At 50.4% G+C, this 12,284-nt stretch carries 11 protein-coding genes; 2 read left to right on the top strand and 9 right to left on the bottom strand.

All coding sequences use genetic code 11. The features are described 5' to 3' along the window. Nucleotides 1-89: 89 nt before the first annotated feature. Nucleotides 90-1,313: an aminotransferase-like domain-containing protein gene (locus AQR02_RS05475; RefSeq protein WP_054939710.1), complete on the bottom strand. Its 1,224-nt coding sequence runs from the start codon at nucleotides 1,311-1,313 to the stop codon at nucleotides 90-92. Nucleotides 1,314-1,380: 67 nt separating this feature from the next. Next, nucleotides 1,381-2,037, bottom strand: a complete 657-nt coding sequence (locus AQR02_RS05470) for a response regulator transcription factor (protein WP_054939709.1) — start codon at nucleotides 2,035-2,037, stop codon at nucleotides 1,381-1,383. Between the two features lie 284 nt (nucleotides 2,038-2,321). Between AQR02_RS05470 and AQR02_RS05465 the strand changes: the two genes are divergently transcribed. Then, complete coding sequence (locus AQR02_RS05465) at nucleotides 2,322-2,729, top strand: hypothetical protein (protein ID WP_054939708.1); 408 nt, start codon at nucleotides 2,322-2,324, stop codon at nucleotides 2,727-2,729. Continuing rightward, a complete protein-coding gene (locus tag AQR02_RS05460; RefSeq protein ID WP_054939707.1) occupies nucleotides 2,726-3,793 on the top strand; it encodes a phosphodiester glycosidase family protein in 1,068 nt (355 codons plus the stop codon). Before AQR02_RS05465 ends, AQR02_RS05460 begins: the two co-directional genes overlap by 4 nt. Before the next feature lie 352 nt (nucleotides 3,794-4,145). On the opposite strand, the gene AQR02_RS05455 is transcribed toward AQR02_RS05460, so the two are convergent. The 7 genes from AQR02_RS05455 to glnA all read right to left on the bottom strand — a co-directional run bounded on the left by AQR02_RS05455 (nucleotide 4,146) and on the right by glnA (nucleotide 12,113). Further along, nucleotides 4,146-4,400, bottom strand: coding sequence for an AbrB/MazE/SpoVT family DNA-binding domain-containing protein (locus AQR02_RS05455; protein ID WP_054939706.1), 255 nt, complete (start codon nucleotides 4,398-4,400; stop codon nucleotides 4,146-4,148). 124 nt (nucleotides 4,401-4,524) lie between these two features. Next, a complete protein-coding gene (gene trmL / locus AQR02_RS05450; protein WP_054939705.1) occupies nucleotides 4,525-4,989 on the bottom strand; it encodes a tRNA (uridine(34)/cytosine(34)/5-carboxymethylaminomethyluridine(34)-2'-O)-methyltransferase TrmL in 465 nt (154 codons plus the stop codon). Nucleotides 4,990-5,125: 136 nt separating this feature from the next. Continuing rightward, a complete protein-coding gene (gene serC, locus AQR02_RS05445) occupies nucleotides 5,126-6,214 on the bottom strand; it encodes a 3-phosphoserine/phosphohydroxythreonine transaminase (protein WP_054939704.1) in 1,089 nt (362 codons plus the stop codon). 107 nt (nucleotides 6,215-6,321) lie between these two features. After that, nucleotides 6,322-6,474, bottom strand: a complete 153-nt coding sequence (locus tag AQR02_RS33000; RefSeq protein ID WP_209444126.1) for a hypothetical protein — start codon at nucleotides 6,472-6,474, stop codon at nucleotides 6,322-6,324. Nucleotides 6,475-6,525: 51 nt separating this feature from the next. Next, nucleotides 6,526-7,206, bottom strand: a complete 681-nt coding sequence (locus tag AQR02_RS05440) for a hypothetical protein (protein WP_054939703.1) — start codon at nucleotides 7,204-7,206, stop codon at nucleotides 6,526-6,528. A 120-nt stretch (nucleotides 7,207-7,326) separates the two neighbouring features. After that, entirely contained in the window at nucleotides 7,327-10,065 is a 2,739-nt protein-coding gene (locus tag AQR02_RS05435) for a GH36-type glycosyl hydrolase domain-containing protein (protein ID WP_054939702.1), read from the bottom strand. Between the two features lie 623 nt (nucleotides 10,066-10,688). Next, on the bottom strand, nucleotides 10,689-12,113 hold the full coding sequence (glnA, locus tag AQR02_RS05430) for a type I glutamate--ammonia ligase (RefSeq protein ID WP_054939701.1): 1,425 nt from the start codon (nucleotides 12,111-12,113) through the stop codon (nucleotides 10,689-10,691). Between the last annotated feature and the right edge of the window lie 171 nt (nucleotides 12,114-12,284).

Genomic DNA, 12,284 nt, shown 5'->3' with positions numbered 1-12,284 from the left:
CTTTACCTTCATATTCGTCTTCCTGCTCCCGGCTGCCCTGCCCAGCCTCATTATCGCTAGCATGCTGCAAGCCCAGGACGCAAGGCTCCTCAGCTCCGCGCTGTAAATTCTGTAACCGCCTCACTCATCAGGTTCATCCCCAGCAGCAGCTCATCCCGGCCGGGATGGCTGAAGTTAAGACGGATGCGGTTGCCGCCGCCATTTACACTGCATAGCTGTCCCGGCAGGAACGCAACCCCTTTGGCCAGCGACGCTTTGAGCAGTATCATTGCATCAAGCCCTTCCGGAAGGGAGACCCACAGGAACATGCCGCCCTCGGGAAGCGCATAATCACTATTCTTCCAAGCCGGACGCTTCAGCAGCTCCGCCATTAGTTTCAGGCGGGTGTTGTATTCGCGGTTCAGCAAAGCGATATGCTCACGCAGATCAAATGCCGTTACATCCAGCAGATGATGCAGCAGCCGCTGGTTTAGCGAGCTGGACTGCCAGTCAGCCATCTGCTTGGCAGCAGTCATCATCCCGATCAGCTCCCGGCTGCCGGCTGCCCAGCCTGTCCGCAGGGCGGGTGCAACCGTCTTGCTGAATGAGCCGATATAGAGCACATGCCCGCCTTGGCTGACATTCTCAAGCGCATACAATGACGGATACCGCACGGCAGGAGATCCGCCGGCACCGGCCCGCTGGAAATGCAAATCGCCATAGGAATCATCCTCTACAATCAGCACGTTATTCCGGATGCACAGCTCGAGCACTTCCTTGCGCCGCTCCAGACTCCAGAGGATCCCGCTCGGGTTCGTGTAGCTCGGCGTTGCAAACAGCATCTTTGGCCGGTGCTGGCGGATCTGGGTACGCAGATGCTCAGGCAGCAGCCCATCCCGGTCTCCCTGTACCGGAATAATGACGGCCCCCTGCATGCGGAGTGCCTGCAGAAAGCCCGGAGAAGTCGGATTCTCCACCAGCACACGATCGCCGGGATCGATGTAGACCCGGGACAACAAATCGATAGCTTGTTGACTTCCCGTTGTCAGAAGAACTCCGCCCTCCGGGGCAGCCACTCCTTTTCCCTTCAGCCAATCCCCGGTTAGCCAATCCCGCAGCGGACCATATCCCTCAGGATCGCCATATTGCAGTGCACTCGCATCAGCCGATATTACGGTAGAGGCCGTTTCCGCAAGCAGCGATAACGGGAACAATTCTTCCGCAGGCAGCTCTTCTGCCAGAGAGATTAATGTGCTGCGCCGCGTCTGTGTCCGGATACTAAGCAGCGGTGAAGATAGCAATGTATGCGCGCGGGCAGAAAACTCATATTTCATATGTTCCCCCCTTCCCTGGTACCAAGAATATTCCAGCCCGGCCGGCAATATGTCGCAAAGGCAGGGACTACGCGTAGATTTGCTTATTTTGACTTGAGAAAAGCGCAAACTTCTCGATAGCCTGGGCCCGAGTCGTAACTTCAAGCTTTACATAGATTTTCCGAAGGTAGTTATCGATGGAACGACGGCTTACCTCTATCTCCAGAGCGATCTTGTCGTAAGTAATTCCTTGCACAATCCGCTCCATTATGAACATTTCTGTCTGAGTCAGCTGCATAACGCCCTCCAGACTCCGTGTTGAGGTCACCGGACGGTATCCCCTTTGAATCCACTTCAGCGGAACCGACAGGAAGCCTTCGCGCAGACTTTCGATCATTATAAGCAGCTGGTTGGAGGAAGCTCCTTTGGACAGGACGCCGCTGGCTCCTAGCTCCAGCAGGGGCTGGAATAATTCCTTGTCATCCTCTTCGGTCATGATGATGAAATGTGAATGCTCTGAACTATTTTTCATCTCCGGCAGCACGGATTCCACATTGCCCTCCGGCATTTGATAATCTGCCAGTACCAGATCCGGCTTCATTTCCATCACTTCTCTAATGCCCTCGCTCCAGGTGGAATACATCCCCTGAACGATAAGTCCTCCTCCCTCCTCCAAAATCAGCTTTGTACCCAGCATACTTGTGGGATGACAACCCACGATGACCACCCGCCAAACCTTCATCATTAACGCCCAGACCTCCTGCTATCTATATATTTACCCAGAGTGGAAAGCACTTTACGTTTCCGGCTGCCACGGAAGCAAGGATGGTTGATGACTTATTGTTAGTTTCTTCCTTTTTTTACCTTGAATACGCCACTCAGATATTCCAATCTATAGAAATTGTATCGCAGTAGTTTAATAGGATGCAATTACTTTTTCACGCTTTCAAACTTCCTTTCATTTTTGCGAAACTTGTAAAAGTCTGATAGAATGAGGACTTGAAAAAAATAGCTTGAGGTGATGTTGAAATGCAACCGCTAGCGGAATCGACCCCAGTACACTCGCGCCGCACTGCCGCGAGAAACGGCCCTTCCGTAAAATGGTTTTTACTGTTCTGGATTTTGATGATCGGAGTCGGCGTTTATGCCGTGTACAGCTACACCAACCATCTGAAGCAGCAGGTGCTTAGCGAGCTTAGCGCCCAAAGCCAGCAGCAGCTTACCGTTTTGAAGACAGATTATGAATCGCGAATCGCCGTTCTCTCCGAAGAAGTGAAAGAATTACAGAATACTGTGCAGACCTTTAACGAACTGCTGACTTTTACCAAGGATAATGCAAGCAACAAGACAGATAACAGCAACAAACTGTATACGCAGCTGAGTGAAGTCAAGAAGCAGCTTGAAGCCTTGAAGAAAGAAATGGATCTGCTCAAATGATGACGCCTGTAAAAAGAGTCAACCGCTTCTTCATGCTGCTGACGGCGCCTTTTCTTGGCTTATTTATTGGTCTCTTATGGTACCAGCCGCCTCTGACCCTTAATCTGAATACGGAGCAGTTTGCCGCAGAGCCGGGGCCGCTCGAACTGACAGCAGCGCTCAAAAAGGATCTTCTGCAGGCACAGAATTCAGCCTCCTACACAATTGACGCCATCGGTGCCAGCGCCCAGCTGTATAAGAAGACTACTAACGCTATGAATGCGCTGGTCACTACTGCTGCAGCCCAGGCTTCCCGCCCGGAACATATCTATAACCGGCGGATCACTGCCCGGCTCGGCATACCTGCCGACGTCATCAGCAGTGACCGGATTACGATTGAATTATACCGGCTGAACCCCGGCAGCTATAAAGCTCACGCCCTTAAGATCAGGCTGAAGGATGCTACAGCAATGAAAATGAGCCTAGCCGGAGACGGCACCGGTCAAGCTGAGACCACGATGCATGCCGTGGCCCGCTATGGTGCGGTTGCCGGGATCAACGCCGGAGGTTTTGCCGATCAGGGAGGAAGACGGTACCCCTTGTCCACTACAATCGTGGGCGGCAAATATGTATACGGTTTTGAACCCACGTACAAGGATCTCAGCTTCGTCGGCCTGAATAAGTCTGGCCGGCTCATAGGCGGCAAATTCACCAGCAAATCGCAGCTTGACCAGCTGGAACCGGTGTTTGGGGCAACCTTTGTGCCGGTCCTCCTTAAGAACAGTATGCGGCAGGCGATTCCTTATAAATGGATGAACAGTCCCAAACGTGCCCCCCGCACCGTTATCGGCAAATATAAAGATGACCAGCTGCTGGTTCTGGTTGCAGACGGATATAACGAGAATGGAAACTCCGGGGCTACCCTGGAAGAAATTCAGAACAAGCTGTGGAGCATGGGCGTGACCGACGCCTATAATCTCGATGGCGGCGGTTCCTCATCCCTCATTTTCAGAGGCAAAGTGATTAACGACCCGTCTGACGGAAATCTCCGGCAGGTGCCAACCAACTTCCCGTTCTTTAAATAAAAATCGGTGTCAATGCTGAATCTCACTTTTGCGCTTTTAATTTCAGCATGCGGCGGGTTATAATCTATGTAATTACTACAGTCCTTGATGGAGGTGTCCAGCATGTCGTTTTCCCTGACCTTTTGGATTGTCACTCTGGTATTCCTGCTCTTTATGACCGGTATTCTAACCTCATCCTACAACGACGATAAAACCAAGGGCCTGTAAAAGCTGCCGGAATATTCTTATATTCTAAAAAGAACGCCGCACAATGTGCGGCGTTTTTTCAGCACTGGTCCACGTCGGAAATCACGCAGCACCATACTATGTAATTATTTTCCTTGCCCGCTTTCTCCAGGAGAAAGCGGTAATACTAGGCGTGTCTTGGCAATTGCGTCATTTCTGCAAGGCATGCGGCGCAAATATAACGATCTTTATACTCGCTTACACCTTCCATAGATCCGCAGAATACACACTTGGGACGGTAGCGCTCCAAAATGATATGGTCGCCCTGTACCAGAATTTCTACCGGGTCGCCTTCATTCATTTGGTACCTTTTACGCAGAGACTTAGGCAGAACAATTCTACCCAGCTGATCTACTTTACGAACTACGCCAGCAGGTTTCATATCTAACGTACACCTCTCCTGTTCAACAAATAATTAGTAGTCACTACTTATTTCGGCAGTATTCTTCTATTTCGTTACTTTATTGTCGAATCCTGCTGAAAAAAACAAAAAAACATGTCTACTTTTAGAAAAGTTGCGGAAAATCCATTTGGCGCAGGGCTTCGTAAATAATAATCGCCGCGGAATTGGATAAATTCAACGATCTCACAGCTTCTCCCATCGGCATGCGCATAGCGGTTTCCTTGCCGGCTTCGATCATTTCCGGCGGTAACCCCTTGGTTTCCTTCCCGAATACGAAAAAATCCCCGTCCCGGAAAGCAAAATCCGTGTAGCGCTTCTGAGCTTTTGTTGTGGCATAGAAAAAGCGTCCCCCGCTATACTTTTCCTGCACTTCCGCAAACGAATCATGATATTCGATCGTGACGGCATGCCAGTAATCAAGCCCTGCCCGTTTCAAGGTTGCGTCGTCGGTCCGGAAGCCCAGCGGGCGGACCAGGTGGAGATGGGTGCCAGTGGCTGCGCAGGTACGGGCAATATTACCTGTATTTGCCGGAATTTCCGGTTCAACCAGCACAATGTGTAATGCCATAATGGAATGTTCCTCTCTGTAGGCTTACCAGCCCTGTAATGTGTGGTGTAAAATAACTTTGATTCTAAGCTGAGGGCAGGCCCGTACAAGCAGAAAACCTCCCGCCTGCTGGCGGAAGGTCCGGGAATTTCATTCATTAGCCTTGAGTTTGCCGGAAATGATTCATGAAATCAGCAAGTGCCTTGACGCTCTCATAAGGAACAGCATTATAGATGGAAGCACGTAAGCCTCCAACGCTGCGGTGTCCTTTCAGACCGACAAAACCTTCTTGCTCAGCAGCCTTGACGAATTGCTTTTCCAGCTCTTCCGACTGCATCCGGAAGGTAACGTTCATAATGGAACGGCTGCCTGCTTCCGCAACCCCGCGGTAGAAACCGTCGCTGCCGTCGATATGGTCATACAGCAGACCGGCTTTGTCACGGTTTTTGGATTCGATGCCGGCAAGCCCGCCCTGCTCCTCGATCCATTTTAACACTTCATTAACCATATATACAGAAAAGGATGGCGGAGTATTGTACAGAGAGTTGTTTTTGTAATGCGTGTCATACCGCAGAATCGTCGGAATGTTCGAAGGAGATTTGGCAATAAGCTCTTCCTTGGCGATTACAACAGTTACCCCCGAAGGCCCGAGATTTTTTTGAGCACCGGCATAGATCAGTCCGAATTTGCTGACATCAAACGAACGGCTCAGAATATCGCTCGACATGTCCGCGATCAGCGGAAGGGAACCCGTATCCGGATACTCTGCATATTGTGTTCCTTCAATCGTCTCATTGGATGTGATATGCAGGTATGCCGCATTGTCTGCCTGCTTGATGCTGCTAAGCTCCGGAATCGCCAGGAACTTCTTGTCCTCTGAGGATGCGGCAACATGTCCACCACCCAGCAGCTTGGCTTCCTTGAGCGCTTTATCCGCCCAGCTTCCTGTCATAACATAGCTGCCGACCTGGCCGCTGGAGATGAGATTCATCGGGATCATAGCGAACTGTGTGCTTGCTCCGCCTTGAACGAACAATACCTTATAGCCCTCCGGATTACCGAGCAGTGACAACAGACGCTCCTGTGCTTCATTATGCACGGATTCGTATATTGCCCCGCGGTGCGACATCTCCATAATGGACATTCCGCTTTCGCGGAATTCTACAAACTCCGTTTGTGCGCGTTCCAATACTTCAAGCGGCAGTGCCGCCGGACCTGCATTAAAATTGTATGCTCTCTTGCTCAAATTGCTCCCACCCTTTCTCTCCTACGAATATGGATATCGATATGATAGCAGCATTCTAACACGCCAGCAAGTATAATTATTCACATAGAACGTAAGATCACTGCAGCTCAGATCGCAAAAAATTGATAGCTGCGGCGCCAACCCTTGCTGTGACGCGGTAAAATGCTGATGTTCGCAAAAACTTCGGGTGAAATTACATGCCGCTCACCCCAGAGCGCAATCCGCTCCGGACGGAAATTCCCGCTCTCACGGATTCCCACTCCGCTAGGATGATGAATCAGCTCCCAATAAAATCCGGCATCCGCATTCTCTCAGCCTGCAAGCCTGCAGTAGAAGGGACGTCCCGGCTCATTATTCCAGTACAGTCTGTCTCCGGATGTATGCAGCAGCTCAGCCGTGAAGGATGACTCGGGCACCTCAACGACGGCTGCTCCAGGCAGCCTTAGTTCATAGCCTTCCCCGGTGAGCCTGCCGTTAATTCCTATAAAGTTATGAATATATTCCTCCGTATGCAGCAGCTTTGTTCCTTTGTTCTCCAGCATGTAGTCAATATTTAGCCGGTCACCTTCCAGGGAAATACGCTTGGTCAATAGCATGCTGTACCCCCGGCACTCCTCGGGAAGAACCGTATACGTTATCTCTTGCCTGCTGCTTTCCACGCTTATCTTGAAGGGAGTTAAAGGATAGGTCCGGCTAAAATCATAAGCTTCCTCATCCGGCTTTTGCAGCAAGCCTACGCCTGGCTTAGGAAACCATTCTCCGGCAGCTGCTTCGTCATACCCAATTGCCCGGGAAATGCCGAACTCGTTGCATAGTCCGACCCCGTTGCTGCCGTGTCCGGGTACCAGGCTCTCGGGAACACAAAAGGTATGCCTGCCCTCCTCCAGTGTGACTTGGGTTATGAATCCGGTCCAGTCGAACCGGGTGCCGTTATAGGCTCCAGGCTCCGCAATCTCTACAGTTAGAATGCCGTTCGAGAGTATGTTAGACATTTGTTGTCCCCCTTTCTTTCTCTATAGCTGATTAACATCTTCAATACTAATTCATGAGATTCAAAAAGCGCCTGCAGCGCCATATCCGGCGGAACAGGCGCTCCTGTTAACCTTGTATACTTAAGCCAGCCCGACTTGCAGCAGATGAACCTGCCCCTCCGGTAGGGCACTCAATACATCGCGCGGGATCACGACACCTTCTGAGACGCGCTGAAGCGTCACCTCAGCGCCGTTCAGCGTTAGCGAGTGTATTTGATACTCTCCGTATCCGGCGCTGCCTGCGGACGTATAGACGACTTCCAGCTCGCGGTCAGCAAAAAGGGTCTTGACCGACGCTTTGCCGTCCTGATCAAACTGCTCTTTGACGAGCTTCGGCTCAAGCCGCAGGTCGCCGAGCTGCCCTTTCACACCAAACACCTCGGTGACCATTGTCAGCAGCAGCCAGCTGGCCGAGCCGGTCAAATAGGTGTACATGCCCCTGCCCTGTTCATTGATATACTCCGGAATGCCGGGATATATCCGGCTAAGCTCAAAATTCGCACTCAAGGTATACAGCGAATCCAGCACCTTGCGTCCTTCCTGCACATATCCGCGTTTATAGAGCGCATTTCCGTACATTACGGTCATATGACTGAACATTGCCCCGTTCTCCTTATGTCCAAAAGCAAAACCGAATGCACGCCCCAAATTCTGCTGGATACCGCCAAAATTGGAATTCAGCCGGTAGCCGATTTTCTCGTCAAACAGATTGCGTTCCACAGCTGCGACGATGTGCGGGATCTGCTCTGGTCCCGCGGCATGGCCAAGCAGCGGGAATACCTGTCCTGTGAGCGTCATGCGGACGCCTTCTGCCGTTTCCCCTTCCACCCGTTCACCATCATTGTTGTAATAACCGTTGAACCAGCCGTCGCCATGTTCGCTTTCAACCCACTCATTGTCGCGAAGGTGGCTAAAGATCCACTCTGCTTTTTGAGCCAGGTCGCCTGCCACCTGCTCAAGATCCAGGTTAGCACGGACTCCGCTAACCACATTTGGCGCAGCGGCATAGAAGCGGTTCAGCCGTTCCAGCTTCGCTGATACAGACGAATAATCCACCTCATCTCCCAGTGAATCCAGCAGCAGCACCATTTCTTCAGCCAGTTCCAGCGTCTTCTGTCCCGTGCGTTCTTTCAGGGTGCGTAGCAGCATGGAGAGTTCATACAGATTACTCGCATAGAAGGCGGTAAAAGTAACGCTTTCCCCGCGCTGGGCCGCCATATCCAGCCCGTCATTCCAGTCTGCACCTTCCAGCAGAATATTGTTATGCTCGCCTACATTGAAGAAAGGCACCAGATTCTGCAGCAGTATATGCTCCAGGATGGTCCCTTTGTAAATGTTCCCTGCTGCTGTCCGCAGACTGCTGCCTGCGGCTGCTTCCCAGGAGCTGTCACGCTCACGGCAGCGGCTCATGAAGGAATCCCGGAAATAGGTCTGCTCCTGCAGCAGGAAGTCCAGATCACCGCTCTGATTCAAGTAGAGCATCGTGGTCATCAGCGGCCAGGCCCCGTGATCCATCCAGACCCGCGGAATGTTGTTGCGGTCGGCGATGAATTCGCCCGGCTGCTGGCCGATAATAGTCGCATTACTGCCGTCGATTCTTACACCGGCATAATTATTTAGCAGGAGGCTGCGTACATCGCCCGGCTCCATAATGAGCAGGGCCAGACAATCCTGCCACAGATCGCGCCAGCCTCGGCCGCCTCTTCCATAATCATGGTATGGCAGAAAAGAGTTTCCGTACAGCCTGCGGAGCACCGGCTGCAGCGTAACCCATTTCATCCATTGGTCAGCGGCATCATCGCCAGTGTGGAATTCCACCGCATTCACTTTATCCGCCCAGTATAGCTTATTCTCTTCCAGCTGCGCGTCAAAAGCAGCGGAAGAACCGTACTTGGACATCAGTCTGGAGATATTGATCCGGTCGCTCTCTATCGCCAGCACAACTACATACGAACGGCTCTGGCCCGGCAGCAGCGATGCAGAGGCAAATCGTAATCCGCCCAGTGCTTCATAACCCTCAATATGTACTCCGCCGCCTTGCCCGATTTGCGGTGCCGCATTAAGCACTACCGCCTCCGGCCAATCCAGGCTCCCTCCCTCACCGATAAAATCCTCCTGCACAGGGAAGAAACCGGCTGGCTGTCCCCCCTCCTCCTCAGCTCCAAACACACCGTAAGACGTATGATTGACCCGATGGCCCCGTTCGTCAAAAGAAAGAGCCGGCTGTACTTCGACACCATACGCCGACGTATATATCCGGTTCAGCAGAGAAGTAACGTGGCGGTGATCCCGCAGATCATCTGCTGAGCGCGCATACAACGGAGTGGCTGCGGTCGGCGTGATCTTGATCTCCTCTGTTCCCGTATTCGTCAGCACTACTTTCATCAATTCTACTGTGTCTGTGCCGCAAGGAACAAAGCTGGTCACTTCCGCTTTCATTCCCAGCTCTTTATTCTCCCGTGTTATCCGGTGCCACAGCAATCCTGCTTCCAGCAGCGACTCATCTGCAGAATCAGAGTAGGCCTGTGCATGCTGGCGTGCTGAATTCCCTGCCGCCGACCAGGCTCCTTTACCCTCTACATAGACCCAGAAATTACGTGACCCTCTGGAGTTATGTAAATCCTCCACTGACATTGGCGGTGTCAGGAAGGTATTATGCCCTGTAGTCACCTGACCGTGAAGCTGCGGGCTGATGGAGGACATCATTCCTCCTTCATTGACCAAGGGAAAATATAAAAAGCTGCTCCGGTCAGGGTGCTTAAGGCTGAACTCTCCATTGTTCCCGGTGAACTGCCAGTTAGGTGTGCTCTTTTGATTCACTGTATTCATCCTTTCTATAGATGAGGCTAAATTGGCGTACTCAATAATACCGAAACCGATTTCGGTATTATTATTACATCGTTATTTATCATTGTAAAGATAATTCTTACCCACGCTTTAGATCGCACAAAATCATCAGATAAAAAAAGCGATACATCAACGTATTCAATCAATTATATCAAAGATTTCTATTATAAATATTGTGTTAAAAATTGCCGAAAATATTTTCGAAACAACTATAAACTGCATCCGAAATCAAAAAATCACAATCAAATTATCTATTGTTAATACAATCTATAATTACATTCCCATTATAGCAAACGCTCTTATTTCAAATTTTTCTATAAATACATATCAACGAGCTGGATTTACGAAAACTTTCGAAAACCCATGAACATGCAAAGGCTAACGACTTTTATCAGTAAAATCCGCTGATGCAATATGAGCCTCTGAGGCTAATTCTAAGGCTGTTACTCTCTCGCTGCACCAACACATCACTGTGACGCGCTAAATCCAACCAAGGCCATTACAGGGCCCTTTAGCGTTCCAATAAAAGCACATAAAGAAGCCCCCGGGGGACCCAGGGGCTTCTAAAGCAAAGCTTATTTAAGATTTAATCAATCTTATACATCAAAGTACAGGGAGTATTCGTGCGGATGAACACGGATAGCAACCTCTTGTGCTTCTCCACGTTTCAAAGCGATATAGTTGTCGATGAAGTCTTTAGTGAAGACGCCGCCTTCAGTCAGGAATTCATAGTCAGCTTCCAAAGCGTCAAGCGCTTCGTTCAGGCTGCCTGGAACGCTGCGGATCTTCCCTTTGTCAGCATCAGACAATTCGTAGATGTTCTTGTCCAGTGGACCGTAACCCATTTCTTCCGGGTTGATCTTCTTCTTGATTCCGTCCAGACCCGCCATCAGCATTGCCGAGAAAGCCAGGTAAGGGTTAGCAGTGGAGTCAGGAGTACGGAATTCAATACGACAGCCCTTAGGTGTTACAGCAGCTACCGGGATACGGACAGCAGCGGAGCGGTTACCTTTGGAGTAAACCAGGTTAACCGGTGCTTCATAACCAGGAACCAGACGTTTGAACGAGTTGGTGCTTGGGTTAGTCAGCGCGATCAGTGCCGGAGCATGATACAGGATACCGCCGATGTAGTTCAAAGCCATTTCACTCAGGTTAGCGTATGCGCCTTTTTCGTAGAACAAAGGCTCGCTGCCGTTGAAGATGGATTGGTGAACGTGCATTCCGCTACCGTTATCGCCGAACAGCGGTTTTGGCATGAAGGTTGCAACTTTGCCGTACTGGCGTGCAGTGTTTTGCACAATATATTTGTAAGTAAGGAGATTGTCAGCTGTTTTCTTCAGGGTGTCAAAACGGAAGTTGATTTCCGCTTGGCCTGCAGTCGCCACTTCATGGTGATGGCGTTCGATTTCAAGACCTGCTTCGCCGAGCAAACGGCACATTTCACTGCGGATGTCCTGTTGGGAATCCACTGGAGCTACCGGAACATATCCGCCTTTAACACCGACTTTAAATGCAAGGTTGCCGCCTTCGTCTTTACGGTTCGTGTTCCATGACGCTTCTTCGGAATCTACGAAGAATGAAGCGCTGTTCATTCCGCTTTCGTAGCGCACATCGTCAAAGATAAAGAACTCGGACTCAGGTGCAAAGAATGCTGCTGTACCCACACCGCTTGATTGCAGGAACTCTTCTGCTTTTACTGCGATACCGCGCGGGTCGCGCTCATAACGTTCGCCGTCAGGTGTGAAAATGTCACACATAACATTAAGCGTTGGGTGAGCTGTAAAAGGATCGATGTATGTAGTACTTGGATCAGGCATCATAACCATGTCCGATTCTTCGATACCGCGGAACCCTTTGATGGAAGAACCGTCAAATGCTACACCATTTACAAATGTCTCTTCTTCCACTGCGGATGCTGGCAATGAGATGTGGTGAGCACGTCCACCTAAATCTACAAACCGAAAATCCACCCACTCGATATTGTTTTCCTTGATCGTCTGCAACACTTTTTCAACCGACATGAATTAATTCCTCCCCAAGTTCCGAACATTAGGCCGCTCACAGTATCAAATGTTCTTGTTTTATTTTTTTACTGTCGTCATTATAAAACTCAAACCTAACATCGTCAATGCTTATGTCAGGTATTTCTGACGACAATGTAAGATATTCTGACGCTTTCGTGAAAAACGCTT

This window comes from Paenibacillus ihuae (genome assembly GCF_001368795.1).
Classification (GTDB): Bacteria; Bacillota; Bacilli; order Paenibacillales; family Paenibacillaceae; genus Paenibacillus_AQ; species Paenibacillus_AQ ihuae.
This window is presented reverse-complemented; position numbering and strand designations above follow the sequence as displayed.

What these genes read in the sequence shown, in the direction of transcription:
- AQR02_RS05475 (WP_054939710.1), bottom strand. Translation starts at nt 1,313, where the DNA reads ATGAAATATGAGTTTTCTGCCCGCGCGCATACATTGCTATCTTCACCG.
- AQR02_RS05470 (WP_054939709.1), bottom strand. Translation starts at nt 2,037, where the DNA reads ATGATGAAGGTTTGGCGGGTGGTCATCGTGGGTTGTCATCCCACAAGT.
- AQR02_RS05465 (WP_054939708.1), top strand. Translation starts at nt 2,322, where the DNA reads ATGCAACCGCTAGCGGAATCGACCCCAGTACACTCGCGCCGCACTGCC.
- AQR02_RS05460 (WP_054939707.1), top strand. Translation starts at nt 2,726, where the DNA reads ATGATGACGCCTGTAAAAAGAGTCAACCGCTTCTTCATGCTGCTGACG.
- AQR02_RS05455 (WP_054939706.1), bottom strand. Translation starts at nt 4,400, where the DNA reads ATGAAACCTGCTGGCGTAGTTCGTAAAGTAGATCAGCTGGGTAGAATT.
- trmL (WP_054939705.1), bottom strand. Translation starts at nt 4,989, where the DNA reads ATGGCATTACACATTGTGCTGGTTGAACCGGAAATTCCGGCAAATACA.
- AQR02_RS05440 (WP_054939703.1), bottom strand. Translation starts at nt 7,206, where the DNA reads ATGTCTAACATACTCTCGAACGGCATTCTAACTGTAGAGATTGCGGAG.
- glnA (WP_054939701.1), bottom strand. Translation starts at nt 12,113, where the DNA reads ATGTCGGTTGAAAAAGTGTTGCAGACGATCAAGGAAAACAATATCGAG.